This is a genomic window from Paenibacillus sp. B46(2026) (assembly GCF_056786355.1).
The window spans coordinates 6,158,789-6,176,777 of sequence record NZ_CM165907.1 but is presented as its reverse complement, the minus strand read 5'-3'; the positions used below and the strand labels follow the sequence as shown (position 1 = coordinate 6,176,777).

Here is a 17,989-nt window from a genome sequence, read left to right as displayed (position 1 = left end):
TAGTTTCAGGAGGGATGGAATTGAGCACCTTTTTGTTGGAAATTGTAACACCCGAGCGTCTGGTATATTCAGAACAAGTGGATAGCATTACGGCTCGTGGTATTGAAGGAGAACTGGGCATTTTGCCAGGTCATATTCCTATGGTTACACCTTTGCAGATTGCACCAATCTATATTCGTAACGGAAAAGAAAATAAACGAGTTGCTATCGGTGGCGGGTTTATTGAAGTGCGTAAAGATAAGGTTGTTGTACTCGCAGAGAGTGCTGAATTCCCGGAAAGCATTGATGTGGATCGTGCACGTGCGGCCAAAGAGCGGGCAGAACGCCGGCTTGCAAGCCAAAGCAATCAGGACCACTTTGATCACCGTCGTGCAGAGATTGCGCTGCAAAAAGCGGTTAACCGGATTAATGTATACGGCAAATAAACGATTCTTGGAAGCCCGGCGGCTTAGTCTGTCGGGCTTCTTTGAGTTTGTTTGATAGAATTGTTTTATCGAATATATCAAAATGGCTGACGACAACTTCCATGACATCCCTTCATTAAACAGAAGTTTTTTAAGCAGATTATTCACAGATTATGAGGATTCGAATAGAATGTAGGACTAAAGTAGTGGGCGCATGTACCACTAAGAGAACCATTTTTTTCATGAAAGAATTTTAAATTATTTCCGAGGAAATGACAGAATCGATATCGAAATAGCGCTCTTTTATGTCGTTTTAGTTACAAAATCCCGGCTTTTTAAAATTAAAATATTTTAGAAGTGGAAATCAATGTAATTGACAATGTATGATGAAAGAGCCTATATTCCATAGAGTCAGCAGAAGCAGGAAGCTGCGTAGTAGATTCCATAGTCATGCACAGCCGGATTGTTGCTGCTCGCCCATTGGGCATCAGGAGATTCCTGCCTGGCAGGAGTAAATCTGACAGTACGCTCAGTATGTTGTGCTCAAGACATTCCAGTAATACTAACAAGTTATGGGTGCCGGGCATATGATATGCTGATCGCTGCAACAAATGTGGAGGTAAAGAATATATGGATACTGATCTGACGAATCAGGTGAACCAGGCGTTAAGCACCAATGGCTTGGTCTCAATCATCGTCTCCCTGTTATGTATTGCGTTGTCTTGGTGGGCTTTGACAAATCTCAAACTGGATTTAATCATCAGGCAACCACGAGGTGCTCAGGGAAGACTGTTGCATTTGTTGCTCGCCATTATTTTGGGGCATGCCGTTGCTGGCTTTGTCATTGACTACTTGTCCTGGACTCAAATGTTGCGTAATTTGTTTTAATGTTGAGATGGTTGGTTAATCATCTGTGAGGATCTTCAAGGTGCTCATTGTCGAATAACATCGATTAATTGTGTTAACAATTAGAGTATGAGTTGTCGGTAAAGAAATTAAGAAAAAAATGTGACGTAAAATTGGATGAATTTGAGATGTTTTAAGTAAAAAATGCTTGTATCGTACAATTCAACAATGTTATGATGGAAGTTAGGGAATTCACAATTGTTCACTTATATTGTAGTTATAAACGGGATATCCGGTTCATGCCGGCCAATAACCATCCCACTCTGTCTGTTCTGATGCTCTGCTGGCTTGTAAACACAGATTTTACATGCTGAATTGTCAGGTGCACGGCACATGGTATTATTGATATCGATTATAAAAACCAATTCTTTTCTGAACAGACATCTGTGGCAATATGCCAGAATATGTCGAAATTCCACACACAGCAACAGTCCTTTCTACCACAGTGGGGCTTACGTATTCCGGAATGAAGAAAAGGGAATAAAAGCGCGGAGGGAACCATGATGAGCAAATTTATCGTCCGCGGTGGCAAAAGGTTGACCGGAAGTGTCAAAGTTAGCGGCGCTAAAAATTCTGTTCTTCCGATCATCGCTGCCTCTCTCTTAGGGGAAGAAGGACAAAGCGTTATTATTGACGCACCTCCTCTAGACGATGTGATGACGATTAACAAGGTGTTGGAATCGCTGGGAGCGGGAGTTACATACCGGGACGAAGTGATTACCGTAAATGCGGAGAAACTTACTTCCTGTGAAGCCCCGTATGAATGGGTAAGTAAAATGCGGGCGTCTTTCCTGGTCATGGGGCCTTTGTTGACGCGAATGGGTCATACAAGAATCTCACTTCCTGGTGGATGTGCCATCGGTACACGGCCTATTGACCAGCATTTGAAAGGTTTTGAAGCCATGGGCGCAGAGATCAGCTTGGGCCAGGGTTATATCGAAGCTCGTAGCCAAGGTCGGTTGCGTGGCGCGAAAATTTATCTGGATGTGGCTTCCGTAGGTGCCACTCAAAATATTATGATGGCTGCAACATTGGCTGAAGGTGTAACTGTTCTGGAGAACGCGGCAAAAGAACCTGAAATTGTGGATCTTGCCAACTTCCTGAATGGAATGGGCGCCATCGTACGTGGTGCTGGTACTGGAGTAATCCGCATTGAAGGTGTGGAGAAACTGACAGGTGTTACACACACGGTCATTCCGGATCGGGTAGAAGCTGGTACGTATATGGCTGCTGCTGCAATCTCTGGTGGTGACGTGTACATTGAAGGTGCAATCTCTGACCACCTGGGCTCCGTTATTGCGAAGCTTGAAGAGATGGGTGTAACGATCCAACCGGATGAGAATGGCGTGCGTGTAATCGCAGATCGTCCTCTTAAGGCTGTGGATGTAAAAACATTACCATACCCAGGATTCCCGACAGATATGCAATCTCAGATGATGGCGCTCTTGCTCGCATCTGAAGGAACAAGTGTCGTGACAGAGACTGTTTTTGAAAACCGATTCATGCATGTGGATGAATTCCAATTGATGAATGCGGAGATCAAGGTTGAAGGACGTTCGTCCATCATCACAGGGAATGCCAAACTGAAGGGTGCCAAAGTAACGGCTACAGATTTGCGTGCGGGTGCCGCACTCATTATTGCAGGTCTTGTTGCTGAAGGTACAACGGAAGTGGGCGGTGTTCATCACATCGACCGTGGCTATGTACATCTCGCTGAGAAGCTTAACGGACTTGGAGCTGACATCTATCGGATCTCGGTTGATGAGCCTAAGCTGGAAGCAACCAAAGCACCTAGTGAAAAAGTGGAGAAAGAAGTACCGATGTTTAAGGTACAACCGACTTTGGCTTAACACTGGATTGAATTAGAAGAATACTGTTCTGTAGTATTGAGTCACACGGTTGTGTGGATTACACATGCGATGGAACATATGTTGTAAAAGATGATAAAGCTAAGCCATCCGGCTTGGCTTTTTTTGTGTTTATTTTCAAGAAGACGGACGTAATGTTTGATACCTGATTCTATTAATAGCTGGTCCTAACTTGTATAGCATAACATCGTATTCTGTATCGATTCTGAACAAAATGAAAGAGCGTACTTTATATAGGGTGTCGTATCCAGCTAAACACCGGTATTCAGCGACAGATCAACCTTTTTAAGATGTACATAGTAAAAGAAAGCTGGAAAGTTATCGGAACGAAAAGGGCCCCGTTTCTCTTAAATCAGGTTCTATCAGATCAAGCCAGCTCATACCCTAAACTATGGATTTGAACAACACAACCGGCACCTAACCGGCCATAGACAACGGAGGGTTATATTCCAATGAAAGAAGCTCGTGTACAGGTAAAGGTACCCCTTGTCCCTCGTCCGGGTATGCAAGAGCCAGAGGAGAATATCGTTTCTGGAGTTGACAAGCTTGCCCCAGTGAATCTGAGGGCTGTCCCATCACAGCCTGCAAAATGTTCAAGCCCAGAACGGATGTCGACAGATAAACTAGACCGACAGGCAGCCGAGCACATCCATATACCTGTTATTGAGTTGGACCAGTTCCGCCGGGTGAAGCGTCGTCGAATGCGGACATTCGGACGAAAACGCCGATGGGGACGCAACTCTACACGATGGCAACCGGCTGCCGCTGTATCTGCATTATTGGCAATGGCATTGCTGATTCCGGTAATTCTGGTATGGCCACGGACGAACGAATCACCAAAGCCAATCCCTGCTCCAACCGATGACAGCAGTACAAGAACCCCAGCTCCTGCACCAGCAGTTCCTGTTACCTACCCTGAACCCAAAGTACGCGTATACCTGTCTGCAACGGGGACAACGATGAATCTGCCATTGGAAGACTATGTTACCGGGGTAGTGGCAGCAGAGATGCCGGCGGAATTCAGACTGGAGGCGTTAAAGGCGCAGGCGATCGCAGCGCGCACATTTATCGTACGAAGACTCGCTGCGAGTGATACAAGCGGTGTTCCATCGGGTGCGGCGGATGTGACGGATACGGTCAGCCACCAGGTGTTTATTCCTCCAGATCAGGTGAAATCGGAATGGACTCGTCTGGGGAAGGCGAAGGAATGGGAGAAGCTGCAACAGGCTGTACGCGAAAGTCGAGATGTGGTCATGACATATCAGGGCAAAGCGATCACGGCATCCTTTTTCTCCACAAGTAATGGGTATACCGAGAATGCGGAGGATGTATGGGGGAACGCTGTACCGTATCTGCAAAGTGTAGACAGTCCATGGGATAAAAGTCTGGCTCCGGGCTTCAAACAGACCGTTACGATGAAACGTAGCGAGATTCTGCAGAAATTGAATCTGGATGCTATTCCGGTTACTGCTCAGAAGGATGGATCGTGGATGGAAGTATTATCTACAACCAAAGGGCATCGAATTAAGGAAATGCAGATCGCAGGTGAAACATTCAACGGTCCTGAGGTTCGCAAGCTGCTTGGGTTAAGGTCCAGTCAGTTCAGTTGGAAGGCCGTGGGAGATGAGGTTGAGATTACAACGTACGGTTATGGGCATGGTGTGGGTATGAGCCAATGGGGAGCAAACGGTATGGCGCAGGAGGGTCACACCGCCACCCAGATTCTCAAACATTACTATACCGGCATCTCATTCGGACAGGCATCCAAGATGCTGGCAGCGAAGTAGGAGAGATGAACAGGGATGGCGAATTAATTCGAATGGATACGCTAACGAATCTCAGACGCGTGGTATCTCAGTCACATCCTATATCATTTCGCTCTCAGCCGATAAACTTACTTCATAGAAGGGTTGACCATCACAGCCAAACCAGCAATCCAGTCTTCTCTACCAGCCACCCATTCCGGAGCTTTCGAGATTCGGCTATAGGTGCGGAGAGTGCTAGCGTATGGAGAGCGCAGGGGACAGAAAAGACCTGTAGAAACGAAGTGTCCGCCTTTACTACCGGATTTCACCTTTGAGAAGGTGATAGAAGAAATCTGGTAGTAACCAGCGGTCGAAAGGTTTTCTGGCCCCGAAGCGGCGCATGAACTAACACTCATCTCCAAATATATATAGCACTCTCTGAAACCTCCGTGAAAATAATTAGAGTCGCGCGTGTATAAAAGAGTTGCACCCGGTAACACTTGTTACTGAGGTGATTAAGATGAATGAACAAAACAAAAAAACAATCCAAGAAGAAACTCCTAAAACAACTCAAGGGGTACCGGCTAGCCAGCCCTCTTCATGGAGAAGAGCAATGTCCAAACGCTGGGTCTTCCCGGCAGCCTACATCGCAGCAGCAGGTATTATACTAACCTTAGTGTGGGTCTATCAGGGCACAGGCGACAAGACGCTGAACTCGGACCCTGCTAGCGGGGTAGTAGAAACAGGTGCAACGGCGGGTACAGAAGAAACAGCAGTAGGCGGAGAAGAAGAAAGTGTGGAAGTTGTTGCAAAGTCGGAGAATTTTGTATGGCCGGTAGCGGTACCGTCCGAAATTTCAGTAGTGAAACCTTTCTATGACAGCGAAGCTTCAACTGAGGAACATGAAGCGGCAATGGTGCAGTACAATGATACATTCATCCCGAACACGGGTGTGGATCTGGCACGTGGGGATAACAAAACGTTTGAAGTAAAAGCAGCACTTGCCGGTAAAGTTACACGGGTGGAGCAAAATCCGCTCACAGGTCAAGTTGTGGAAATCACACACAGCGATAACCTGAAGACGGTATACCAAAGCCTGGCAGACGTCAAAGTGAAACAGGACGACGAAGTGAAACAGGGAGATGCGATTGCATCTGCTGGCGTCAATGAATTGGGTAAAACGCTCGGCAACCACCTTCACTTTGAAGTGTACGAAGACGGACAGCCGGTTAACCCGCAAGGATATCTTCCGGAAAAATAAATGATTTTTACCGCAGCAACATGACGGGCAGAGGGTTAAACCTCTGCTCTTTTTGTGCTTTTCAGAAAATAATGGGACCTTCGAAGCTTGTCATACCTCTAAACCGCGAATATATAGGCATGCTCCTCATATAATGTACCAAACTATCCACACAGTAGGGAGGCGGGAGCGTGCACGATTACATCAAGGAACGGACCATCAAAATTGGTCGCTGCATTGTTGAGACGAGGAATACGGTCCGTACCATAGCCAAGGAATTCGGCGTGTCAAAGAGTACTGTGCATAAGGATCTGACGGAGCGTCTGCCGGAAATCAACCCTGATCTTGCTGACCAGGTGAAACACATTTTGGAGTATCATAAGTCAATCCGCCATTTGCGGGGCGGTGAAGCGACCAAAATTAAATACAAAAAAACGAGTGGCAAGAAACGTGAGGTGTTGGCTTCCGCCAAATTGTAAGCTTCTTCTCAAAGACGTAGGCCAAAAAGCTCACACATGCATTGAATCCCTCCCCTGAAGTATGATATGTTAAAAGCTGGTACAGGATCGAATTATGACATCTTATCAGCCCGATTTTTACATATATATGTTGCACTTTGTCGAACGAGCGGTGACGTGATAAGGGACTCTTTTTCACAGGATACGCTGACCAAATAATATCACTTTGGGGGCTCTTTTATGTTTAGCAAGGATATCGGTATTGATCTTGGCACGGCGAACGTGCTTATTCACGTGAAAGGAAGTGGGGTTGTCCTCGATGAACCTTCCGTCGTGACCATTGAAAGAGATACGAAGCGTGTCCTTGCTGTTGGGGAAGAAGCGCGTCGTATGGTGGGGCGTACTCCAGGTAACATTGTTGCCATTAGACCGTTGCGCGACGGCGTTATTGCGGATTTCGAGATTACAGAAGCGATGCTCAGACATTTCATTAATCGTGTAGGTGCAAGAAGCTGGTACAGCCACCCTCGAATTCTGATCTGTGCACCAACGAACATTACTTCCGTGGAGCAGAAGGCCATCCGCGAGGCGGCGGAGCGCAGTGGTGCCAAAGAAGTGTTTCTGGAAGAAGAGCCGAAAGCGGCAGCGATCGGTGCGGGAATGGATATTTTTCAGCCGAGCGGCAATATGGTCGTGGATATCGGCGGCGGCACGACTGACGTTGCAGTCCTTTCTATGGGCGACGTGGTCACCGCCTCTTCTATTAAAGTCGCAGGGGACAAGTTTGACGAAGCCATTATCAAGTTTATCAAAGCCAAGTACAAGCTCATGATCGGCGAACGGACCGCGGAAGATATCAAGATTGCGATTGGTTCCGTGACACCAGGTGGACATCAGTCCGAGATGGATATTCGCGGGCGCGATATGGTATCCGGTCTGCCAGTTACCGTAACGGTATCGGGAAAAGAAGTACAGGAAGCACTCTGGGATTCAGTGCAATCCATCATCGTTGCAGCGAAGTCGGTATTGGAACGTACACCGCCGGAATTGTCAGCGGACATTATCGACCGCGGTGTAGTGTTGACTGGTGGAGGCGCATTACTTAAAGGACTAGACGAGCTTTTGTCCAATGAATTGCATGTACCGGTATGGGTTGCGGAAGATCCAATGCATTGTGTCGTGAAGGGGACAGGCATTATGCTTAATAATTTGGATCAGGTGGTTAAGAAAAAGTTCTAATCTGCCGATATAAATAGCAAAGGTTCGCCATGCTCGGGAAGCAGAACGGACAAGCAGCAAACCTGTGATGCAGGACAAGCGCTTGAGGAGAGGGGTTAATTCATGTTAAGAGGTCTGTACACCGCTACTGCGGGAATGATTACGCAACAACGCCGCCATGACACAGCAACACAGAATATTGTAAATGCGAACACGACGGGATATAAACAGGTGAACAGCGTAAGCCGTTCCTTCCCGGAAATGCTCATTACTTTGGTAGGCGGAGATGCAAATCTTCCAACAAAGCGGCTGGGCAAGCTGAACACGGGAGTGTTCGCGGAAGAGAGTTTGTCCATGAATTTGCAGGGGACTATTATGGAGACGGGACAGAAAAATGATTTTTCCATCTCATCCAATATGACTGTCAATGATCCGCAGACTGGACAACCTGTCCCGTTTGACGCTTCGGGCAAATTTGTACGGGCCGATGGCACGGTGACTTACCAGCCTCAGGCGTATTTTACAGTTCAGGATGCAGAAGGTAACACGAGATATACACGCGATGGTCACTTTGATATTACAGGAACAGGACAATTGCTGAGTTCAACAGGTTCACAAGTGTTGGATAATAATGGACAACCTGTAGTGTTGACAGGTTCTGTGGAGCAATTTAAAGTGGATGAGCAAGGTCGTCTTGTGGACGCAGCAACAGGTGCACCGACAGGTGTAACACTCGGGATCAGTGTCATTGACCAACCGAATCAGCTGGTTCGTCAAGGTGATGGCAATTTCAGTCTTAGTGATGCAAACGGGGCAACCTCTCGGATGATGGCTGCAGGTGATAATGTGCAGATCCGTCAGGGTTACCTGGAAGGCTCGAATGTGGATGCTTCACAGGCCACAGTCGATATGAACGCCGCATTCCGCGCGTATGAAGCAAACCAGAAGATCGTACAATTCTACGACCGCAGTTTGGATAAAGCCGTCAATGAAGTCGGGCGCGTATAACGCCGACGTTTAAATATAACCGCGCAGCAGAGAGCCAAACGTCCTTTGCGTAGCAAAGCAGAGAGGCTCACGCGAAGCGCAAAACAAACGCAACCGAGCCTATGCGAGGATTGCGCAGCAGTACCTGAGCGCAGCGACGGTCTCAACAGTCCTTTGCGAAGCAAAGCAGGGAGAGACCACGCGGAGCGCAAGAGCCCAGACGCAGCCGAGCCATGCGAGGATTGCGCAGCAGTACCTGAGCACAGCGACGGTCTCGACAGTCCTTTGCGAAGCAAAGCAGGGAGAGACCACGCGGAGCCAAGAGCCAAGACGCATCCGAGCCTATGCGAGGATTGCGTTGCAGTACCTAAGCGTAGCGATGGTCTCGACAGCCCTTTGCGGAGCAAAGCAAGGAAGAGACCACGCGGAGCTACCCACCGCATAAAGAGCGTGCCCGACTATGATTCAGCCATGTGAAGTTATGGCGTGAATCATAGTCGGGCGGTCGCGGCGCACACACACCATCGTCACTTAGCAAGATCGTACCCCACTTACCTAATCCGCCTGTTTCGGGAGTCCAGAGGGCAGCGCCATCTGGGGCCCTCCCTACTAGGGAGGGTTTGGGAGGGTGGACAGGACACAAGGGAGGGTAATCCACCATATGAATAATTCCATGATTAGTGCCAAGGTTTCCATGACCGCTATACAGCAGCGTCTGGATGTCATTTCCGATAATATTGCCAACGTGAATACGGCAGGCTATAAGAGCAAGCAAGCGGCTTTCGAGGATGTGCTGACACGGGTGCAACAACAACACGACAAGTACAAACTCGACGGACGTTCCACACCAATGGGATATAACCTGGGTTTTGGTGCGCGTTTGGCGAATGTAACGAAGGATATGTCTCAAGGTAGCTTGAACGAGACTGGCCTTCCGACCGATCTGGCCATTGAGGGAAATGCCATGTTTGCGGTTGAAGCAAATGGGGAGAAAATGTGGACACGTCAGGGTGCATTTCATTTTGTACCGGATACAAGACCAAAGCCTGCTCCGAATGCACCAGATATGATGGTCATGGTTAACGGCGAAGGTCACTTTGCCCTGGATCGTCTAGGCAACCGTATTACGGCACCGACTAATAGCAAAGTTGCTTTTGATGAAAATGGCAACTTGCTAATCAGACGCGGTAATGAGGCGAATGCAACCATTGGAGCACAGCTGCAAGTGGTAGACATTGAACGCCCTGAGGGTCTGGTACAGTATGCGGATAACCTGTTCGGTCTGGATGCGGGATTGACTGAGGATGATGTATTTGGGGCCAACGCGGCTACACGTCAAGCGGTTGCCATGATCCGTCCAGGTTATCTGGAGCAATCCAATGTAGATCTGACACAGGAGATGTCTTTGCTTATGCAAGGACAGCGGACATACCAGCTGGCAGCACGAGCGCTGACTTCAAGTGATTCCATGTTGGGTCTTGCCAACAATATGAGAGCGTAAAAGGTGAATGTGATGACAGAAACACAGCAGCAGAACAGTAAGCCGGAGAAGAAGGAAGTCAAGAAGAAGAAGAGTGGATGGCACATCGCAAGATGGTTTCTGGTTCCTGTCCTGCTTGTTCTTGCCCTCGCTGGCGGAATGGTAGCTGGATATGTGGTACTGGGCAAACAGGATATCGGTTCCGTATGGCAATGGAGTACATGGGAACATGTATATAATCTGGTGTTCGCTCCATAATGTAACGAGTTCAGCGAAAACTCCTGCGCAGGCAGGAGTTTTCTTTTTGACGTTGAAAACAGTATAATGATGGATGACGTTTCATAGGCAAAAGAGGCCTCCCCTGCGAAAGACATTCGTCATCGCGAAGAGAGACCCCTTATCTTAACCTTCACTACTGCAGTCATGAAGGATATAACTAGTGTTAACCGAAAATATGCTTTCCATACAAAATTTAAAAATTAAAAACCCATGTATATGAGCTTCGACTTGATCATAATCAGGTTTTCCATGTCCGCACTAAAGTCAGTGAAGGGAACGGAATCGTTCGAAAGAAGCGAAGCGCTCGCCTTTGTTTCCGAATGTTATCCATCTGAAAAATGTTCAGAAACATTAGGAAACAACAGCGATCGAAAGAACGATCCGTAACCGTAACGGTCACCTATGCGCACATGAAAAATCCATGATGAAGAATGCTCATATAAACATCCTGAGAGGAGATTACACTGTGCTCGATATCAAACAGATTCAAGAAATTATCCCACACCGCCCCCCGTTTCTGCTGGTGGACAAGATTCTAGAGATTGAGGATGGCAAACGTGCCGTTGGTCTGAAGAACGTAACCATTAACGAACCTTTCTTCATTGGTCATTTTCCAGAGTATCCGGTAATGCCGGGTGTACTGATTACAGAAGCGCTGGCTCAAGTTGGTGCAGTAGCCATTCTGAATATGGAAGGCAATAGAGGCAAAATCGGCTTTTTGGCGGGACTGGATAACTTCCGATTCCGTGGACAAGTTGTGCCCGGAGATACGTTGATGTTGGAAGTGGAGATTACGCGTCTGAAGGGTTCTATCGGTAAAGGTAAAGCAACAGCCCGAGTGGGCGACAAAGTGGTCGCTGAAGGCGAAATCATGTTTGCACTGTCTGACCCAAGCTGATTACATAATTGAGCATTTACATCATGCAGGAACTTAATCGGGCCGAATGATGCAAGATGCTGAAGTATCTCAGCACACCTGAATTTATATAGACGGAAGGGGTTTACCGGAATGGAACAGTTAAGCACAACAGCAGCAGAGACGTTGCAGCAATGGTTGGAGGATGCTTCGATTGATGAAGCAACGAAACAGGAGCTTCGTGACTTGCAGGATCAGCCGAAAGAGCTGGAGGAACGTTTTTACAGAAACCTGGAGTTCGGTACAGGCGGATTGCGTGGAGTTATTGGTGCCGGAAGCAATCGGATGAACCGTTACACCGTAGGTCGGGCAACTCAAGGATTTGCGCGTTATCTACTTGAGGAGCATGGTGACCAAGAAGGCAAACCTTCGGTTGTCATTGCCCATGATTCCCGTCATTTCTCACCTGAATTCACACTGGATGCTGCGCTTGTACTGGCTGGAAACGGCATTGTAGCCAAGCTGTTCCCATCCCTGCGTTCGACTCCGGAATTGTCATTTGCAGTGCGTCATCAGAAGGCCACTGGCGGAATCGTCGTAACAGCGAGCCATAACCCACCGGAATATAACGGATACAAAGTATACAATCATGAGGGCGGTCAATTGGTACCGAATGAAGCGGAAAAAGTCATTCGGTACATTCAAGAAGTACCTTCCCTTGCTGATGTGAAGAAGCTGACGCAAGAAGAAGCAGAAGCTCAAGGGCTCCTGATCTGGTTGGGTGAAGAGCAGGACCAAGCATTCGTGGATACCGTTGCAAGCCGTAGCCTGAGCCGCGAACTGATCCAATCCGGCATAGGTAGTGAGTTCAAAATCGTCTACACACCGTTGCACGGAACAGGCAATATCCCTGTACGTAGCGTACTGGAGCAGATCGGATTCGAGCAAGTGCACATTGTAGCTGAACAGGAACAGCCGGATGCTGAGTTCTCTACAGTGAAGTCCCCTAACCCGGAAGAACGCGAAGCGTTTACGCTCGCAATGAAGCTAGGAGAATCCGTAGGCGCTGACATTCTGATCGGAACAGATCCGGATGCAGACCGTATGGGTGCTGTCGTGAAAGACAACGATGGCAAATATTTCGTCTTGTCCGGAAACCAGTCTGGTGCCGTTATGGTACATTACCTATTGAGCCGCCTGCAAGAGACGGGTACACTACCAAGCAACGGCGCGGTTGTCAAAACGATCGTAACAAGTGAGATGGGTGCGGTCATTGCTGAACATTACGGTGCAGAAGTGATGAACACACTGACAGGCTTCAAATATATCGGTGAAAAAATGAACCAGTTCGAAGCAACAGGCAGTCATACATTCTTGTTCGGCTATGAAGAGAGTTATGGCTACCTTTCAGGCAACTATGCCCGTGACAAGGATGCTGTGCTTGCCTCGATGCTGATTGCTGAAGCTGCTGCTTATTATAAGAGTCAAGGCAAGACGCTCTATGATGTCTTGCAAGAGTTGTACAACCAATTCGGATACTTCCTGGAGAAGCTGGAGTCCCGTACGCTGAAAGGCAAAGACGGCGTAGCGCAGATTCAGGCCAAAATGACGGACTGGCGTTCCAATCCACCACAAGAAGTAGCGGGAATTGCGGTACAAGATGTACTGGACTATTCCCTTGGTCTGGACGGTCTTCCGAAGGGAAACGTGCTGAAGTTCATTTTGGCAGACGGTTCATGGTTCTGCTTGCGCCCTTCAGGAACAGAACCGAAGATCAAAGTATACTTCGCCGTGCGTGGAGAGAACCTGGAAGATGCGGAAAGCCGGATCGAGCGTCTGGTGACTACAGTGATGTCGCGTGTAGACGCACAATAATACGAATGAAGCAACAAGTAAGGACATGAGAAGGCCTCTCCGCACCGTAAGGTTGGTTGGCGGAGGGGTTTTTCTTTGAAATAATTTTACAGATGGATCTATATAAATTGAACTGAACATTTACACGAGAACGTAGAGGGCAGAAATAACCTGAAGAAGTGAAACGTTCGCCTTTATCACCAGATTTTCACCTGTATTAAAAGTGAATCAAAAAAATCGGGGGATAACAGCGATCGGAAGGTTGTTCTGTCATCGAAGTGGCAAGTGTAAATAATGCTTTAGTTCAATCTATATAGCATATAAGAGGGCTTGTTGACACAAGCTGTTTGTAATCTATGTATGAATGTTAAATGAACGAATTACTTGAGCTGAACGTGCATTTGGTTCCAACACTTGAGGAGGTACATGTAGTGCGTCAAAAATGGCTTTATTGGAATAACGCTTCTCGGAAGTGGTTGTGGCTCGTCGTTATTATCGGTCTGGTTGCGTCCATCCCTGTGATCAGTGATCGGGTGCAGACAGAATCTTCTGCCAATAAGGTGGAGCTTGTCTTCAACTATCGGGGTCTGCTGGATATTTCCGCCTATCAGGCACATCCACAAGATTTCATGAATGAACAATTGACTCGTCTGAAAGACGCAGGCGTAACGACCATGGCTGTGTTCGAAAGTACATTGGACGAGCTGAGAAAGACACGCCGACTAATGGTATATAACGGCCAGGACCTCGCGAACCTGACCAAAGATGTGATCCCTTCTAATGCAAATTACACGTATGTGTTATTTACATCGGAGGAAAACGCACAGACGTATACCCCTATAATTGAACAAACGTTCGCTGATCGGCAGATTCCGGTAGTACCATGGGAATATGAAGGTCGTAGCGGCTTAATATTGCAGACTCCTCCGGAGAATGCCAACATGCAGCCTTTGCAGCCCGATCCGGTTGCCGTGAAGATGCTGCGTGATAAGGGTTTCTACATTTTGCCGCGGATTTCAGACAGTGTACCTTACAGCCAGGAATCGATGGAGCGCTTGCTTACTTTCTTCGAAGAAAATGGCGTGAAGCGTATCTTGTTTGATGGTGATGCTGTGAAAGGGTACAATGATAATGCAGAGATGAAAAGTCTCGACCAGTTCGCACAGTTGCTGAACAAGCACAATATTGGTCTTGCAGCCATCGAGAACTTGAAGAAACCGCAGTCTGGATTCCAGACCCTTGCGTATAAAACGGATTACAACGTTACGCGTCTGTACTCGCTTAGTGACGGTGATGCCAACTTGGACGTCGATGTCATTGCTGACCGTTTTGTTCTGGCAACCAAGGATCGCAACATTCGTATGCTCTATATGAATGCTTCCCCTAGCCGGAATACAGCCAAGGCCATGATTACAGATCCAATTGAGAATCTGATCAACAGCCTGGGTGAGCCGGGTCATGCGGTAGAACGCATGGCGAAGCATGGATTCGAGCTAGGACAAGCTGAAGCATTTACAGTTAAGGATTCTTCGATTCAGCGTTATGCCAAGCTGGTTGCTCTTGTTGGTGCAATTGCCATGATTGCACTTATGGTTTCTTATTTTATCCCACTACTGACATTGATCACATTTGTAGTTGCTCTGGTGGGCAGTGCCGGATTGTTCCTTTTGAAACCAACTCTGCTGGAGCAAGGAATTGCCTTGCTTGTGGCCATAGCTGCGCCGACCATAGCGATGGTGCTGGCTGTTCGTACAGTGAACTACCAGCAACAGCGTCAACCAAACGCATCTGCGGGTCGTCGTTTGAAGCAAACGTTGGTGTTATATGTAAGAACGTCAATTCTGTCGTTCCTGGCGGTACCTTTTGTCATCGCGTTGCTTAACAGTATTACGTACAGTCTGGTCATTAACCAGTTCCGTGGCGTAAGTCTGTTGCACTTTGCACCTATGGCGTTGGTAGCGATCTATATTGTGTTTTACCGTGGCTCAGGTTCGTTCTCTGTCAAGCAAGTCAAGGATCTGCTGCGTACACCGATTAATGTATTAATGGTTGTGTTAGGTGTTTTTGCTGCCGCGGTTGGTTATTATTATTTGACCCGTACAGGCAACTCGGGTGCAGTAACACCATTCGAGATGTTCCTGCGTACCACGTTGGAAGATACGTTCGGTGTGCGGCCGAGATTCAAAGAATTTGTGCTGGGACACCCGCTGTTTATCGTTGGCGTGTTCGCCGCTTTAAAATATCGTAAAGTCATCTTTGTGCTCATTATTGCAGCGATTGGACAATTGTCCATGGTGGATACGTTCGCGCATATTCATACACCGGCTGTATTGTCACTCATTCGTGGAGTGATGGGATTGGGACTTGGCTTAATCTTCGGTATCATTGCTGTGGGTGTGTGGCAAGTAGCGGAAGGATGTTGGAAAAAATGGTCACCACTTCTCAAAAGTTAGTCATCTCGGGGTATTACGGATTCCGCAACAGCGGAGACGAAGCGGTGCTAAAGTCGATTTTGACAGCGCTGGAAGAGGAAAGTCAAAGGTCGAACGTCACCATTGAACCGATTGTACTCTCGGGTGATCCCGAGTGGACAACCTCCATGTACGGTGTACGCTCCGTGCATCGTATGAAATTGAAGGAAGTCCGTGAAGCGCTCAAGGAGAGCGACGGACTAATCAGTGGCGGAGGAAGTCTGTTGCAAGATGCAACCGGACTGAAATCCATTCCTTATTATCTGGGTGTGATCAAGCTGGCCCAGTGGTTGAAAAAACCAACGTTTATCTATGCACAGGGGATTGGCCCTGTGAAGCGTAGAATTTTTAATCCAATGATCAAATCGGTCTTTAAGGCCTGCACCTATGTATCCGTTCGGGATGAACAATCTGCAGACTACCTGCGTGGGCTCGGGTTACAGTGGAATCAGATCCATGTCGTACCCGACCCAGTAATGGGCTTGCCATTACCTGAAGCAAAAGTGGAGAGTGGGGCAGGTGCTGTTTCAGCAGATGTTGCTACTCAAGCTAATCGGGTGGAACCTTCATCTGGAGGACATACCAAGCTTCCTGTGATCGGCATATCGGTAAGGTTCTGGGAGTCAGACCGCAAGGAGCTTACTGCTATTGCTGCCGGATTGAAAAAGCTGTGCTCCAAAAGAGCCGTGCACTTGCGTTTTCTGCCATTTCATTTGCCGATTGATGAACAGGCATCACGATTCCTTATGGAAATGCTCGGTGACGTGACCAGCAAAGGCAGCGAGATTAGCATCACACCGGATCTGACCGATCCTCAGCTTATGCTGGAGGAAGTCAGCAAGTGTGATCTCGTCATCGGTATGCGTCTGCACAGTCTGATCTATGCGGCTTCGCAGTATGTGCCTCCGGTGGGCATCTCGTATGATCCGAAAATCGATCAATTCCTGCTTCGTCTGGATAGTGAACCGGCAGGCAATACGGATACACTCGATGGCGACAAGCTCGCCAAGACTGTCGTTGGACTGCTGGATCAACGTTCGCAGTGGTTGAAGGAACATGAAGAAGGCATCACCCAACTGAAGCAGGAAGCCAGAGTGCCTGCACAGCAGATTATTAACTATTTAGGCCGCAAAGGATGAGATAAAGATGAGTCAGACTGGATCAATACCTACCGTTTCAATCTACGGCATTCCTTTTTCCAAACTGACGATGAAAGAAACGGTAAAGGTTCTCCAGGAAGCTGTGCTGTCCAGGCAACCGCACCAGGTCATCACAGCCAACCCGATTATGGTTATGGCCGCATTGGAAAATCCCGCAATCATGGAAGTCATGCAAGCTGCGGATTTGATTGTTCCTGATGGAACAGGTGTCGTATGGGCTGCAAACTATTGTGGAGATCCTGTAGCTGAGCGAGTGCCCGGATTTGAGCTTTTACATGAATTGCTGCGTGTTGGAGAAAACTATCAATGGGGCGTATATCTGCTTGGTTCTACTCCTGAGGTGATTCAAGAAACGGCAGTTCGGTTACAACAGCAGTATCCGGCGATTCGAATTGTGGGTTATCGCGACGGTTATTTTGGTCCGGCTGAGGATGAACAGGTCATCGCTTCCATTCGGGAAGCGGCACCTGATCTGTTGTTTGTAGCACGTGGGGCCGACACCCAAGAACCGTGGATTCATAAGCACAAAGATGCATTACAGGTTCCCGTAACCATGGGCGTTGGCGGCAGCTTTGATGTGATTTCGGGCAAAACCAAACGTGCGCCTATTCTGTTTCAAAAGTTAAGACTGGAGTGGTTCTATCGCTTATTGCGTGAACCAAGCCGGGCTGGCCGGATGCTTGCGCTCCCGAAATTCGCTGTTAAGGTGATGCGTGACAAAGAAAACGTGACGAAAGCCCGTTAAAAACAGGTAATTGCGAGATAAATGCGTGTTTTTGCTAGAAATTGAGGATGGCTTTTCGGGTGTGATGAGCGTATAATTCATTCCGGATTACATGTGTGCCACTCCATGAAAAACGGAAGTTGTTGCATACGGCCACTTCGATGTCAGAATAACCTTTTGATCGCTGTTATCTCTGGATTTCTTTTATCCACCTTTGCAAGGTTGAAATCCCGCGATAGCATATGCTTACGATGTAGCTTTCTTTCAGAAAGCTTGTAGGCGAACGCTTCGCTTCTACAGGTTATTTCTGCCCTCTCCGTTCTGCTGCAAATGGCATTT

At 47.8% G+C, this 17,989-nt stretch carries 15 protein-coding genes; all 15 read left to right on the top strand.

Translation table 11 applies throughout. The features are described from left to right. The first annotated feature begins 20 nt into the window (after positions 1 to 20). The 15 genes from AC1S8V_RS27355 to AC1S8V_RS27285 all read left to right on the top strand — a co-directional run bounded on the left by AC1S8V_RS27355 (position 21) and on the right by AC1S8V_RS27285 (position 17,671). Positions 21 to 425 (top strand): F0F1 ATP synthase subunit epsilon, encoded by a 405-nt coding sequence (locus tag AC1S8V_RS27355; protein ID WP_482071493.1) that lies wholly within the window; start codon positions 21 to 23, stop codon positions 423 to 425. A gap of 609 nt (positions 426 to 1,034) precedes the next feature. Then, entirely contained in the window at positions 1,035 to 1,292 is a 258-nt protein-coding gene (locus AC1S8V_RS27350; RefSeq protein WP_017691941.1) for a DUF1146 family protein, read from the top strand. Between the two features lie 521 nt (positions 1,293 to 1,813). Then, positions 1,814 to 3,160 carry a UDP-N-acetylglucosamine 1-carboxyvinyltransferase gene (murA, locus tag AC1S8V_RS27345; protein ID WP_082762960.1) on the top strand — a complete coding sequence of 449 codons (1,347 nt, stop codon included), beginning with the start codon at positions 1,814 to 1,816 and terminating at the stop codon, positions 3,158 to 3,160. 470 nt (positions 3,161 to 3,630) lie between these two features. Next, positions 3,631 to 4,965: a stage II sporulation protein D gene (spoIID, locus tag AC1S8V_RS27340; RefSeq protein ID WP_482071492.1), complete on the top strand. Its 1,335-nt coding sequence runs from the start codon at positions 3,631 to 3,633 to the stop codon at positions 4,963 to 4,965. A gap of 478 nt (positions 4,966 to 5,443) precedes the next feature. After that, positions 5,444 to 6,184 carry a peptidoglycan DD-metalloendopeptidase family protein gene (locus tag AC1S8V_RS27335; RefSeq protein ID WP_482071491.1) on the top strand — a complete coding sequence of 247 codons (741 nt, stop codon included), beginning with the start codon at positions 5,444 to 5,446 and terminating at the stop codon, positions 6,182 to 6,184. Between the two features lie 170 nt (positions 6,185 to 6,354). Next, positions 6,355 to 6,642 (top strand): sporulation transcriptional regulator SpoIIID, encoded by a 288-nt coding sequence (spoIIID, locus tag AC1S8V_RS27330; RefSeq protein ID WP_017691945.1) that lies wholly within the window; start codon positions 6,355 to 6,357, stop codon positions 6,640 to 6,642. A gap of 219 nt (positions 6,643 to 6,861) precedes the next feature. Further along, the gene (gene mreB / locus AC1S8V_RS27325; RefSeq protein WP_145324412.1) at positions 6,862 to 7,860 is read left to right on the top strand and encodes a rod shape-determining protein; all 999 of its coding nucleotides are present in this window, start codon (positions 6,862 to 6,864) and stop codon (positions 7,858 to 7,860) included. A 102-nt stretch (positions 7,861 to 7,962) separates the two neighbouring features. Next, positions 7,963 to 8,847: a flagellar hook-basal body protein gene (locus AC1S8V_RS27320; RefSeq protein ID WP_482071490.1), complete on the top strand. Its 885-nt coding sequence runs from the start codon at positions 7,963 to 7,965 to the stop codon at positions 8,845 to 8,847. A 640-nt stretch (positions 8,848 to 9,487) separates the two neighbouring features. Then, positions 9,488 to 10,327, top strand: a complete 840-nt coding sequence (locus AC1S8V_RS27315) for a flagellar hook-basal body protein (RefSeq protein WP_482071489.1) — start codon at positions 9,488 to 9,490, stop codon at positions 10,325 to 10,327. Positions 10,328 to 10,339: 12 nt separating this feature from the next. Beyond that, positions 10,340 to 10,564, top strand: a complete 225-nt coding sequence (locus tag AC1S8V_RS27310) for a DNA-directed RNA polymerase subunit beta (protein ID WP_482071488.1) — start codon at positions 10,340 to 10,342, stop codon at positions 10,562 to 10,564. Between the two features lie 487 nt (positions 10,565 to 11,051). Then, complete coding sequence (gene fabZ, locus AC1S8V_RS27305; protein ID WP_482071487.1) at positions 11,052 to 11,483, top strand: 3-hydroxyacyl-ACP dehydratase FabZ; 432 nt, start codon at positions 11,052 to 11,054, stop codon at positions 11,481 to 11,483. Between the two features lie 111 nt (positions 11,484 to 11,594). Continuing rightward, positions 11,595 to 13,316 carry a phospho-sugar mutase gene (locus AC1S8V_RS27300; protein WP_482071486.1) on the top strand — a complete coding sequence of 574 codons (1,722 nt, stop codon included), beginning with the start codon at positions 11,595 to 11,597 and terminating at the stop codon, positions 13,314 to 13,316. A gap of 410 nt (positions 13,317 to 13,726) precedes the next feature. Further along, positions 13,727 to 15,748: a DUF5693 family protein gene (locus AC1S8V_RS27295; protein ID WP_482071485.1), complete on the top strand. Its 2,022-nt coding sequence runs from the start codon at positions 13,727 to 13,729 to the stop codon at positions 15,746 to 15,748. Next, entirely contained in the window at positions 15,724 to 16,905 is a 1,182-nt protein-coding gene (gene csaB, locus AC1S8V_RS27290; RefSeq protein WP_482071484.1) for a polysaccharide pyruvyl transferase CsaB, read from the top strand. Before AC1S8V_RS27295 ends, csaB begins: the two co-directional genes overlap by 25 nt. 7 nt (positions 16,906 to 16,912) lie before the next feature. Next, complete coding sequence (locus AC1S8V_RS27285; RefSeq protein WP_482071483.1) at positions 16,913 to 17,671, top strand: WecB/TagA/CpsF family glycosyltransferase; 759 nt, start codon at positions 16,913 to 16,915, stop codon at positions 17,669 to 17,671. Positions 17,672 to 17,989: the final 318 nt, after the last annotated feature.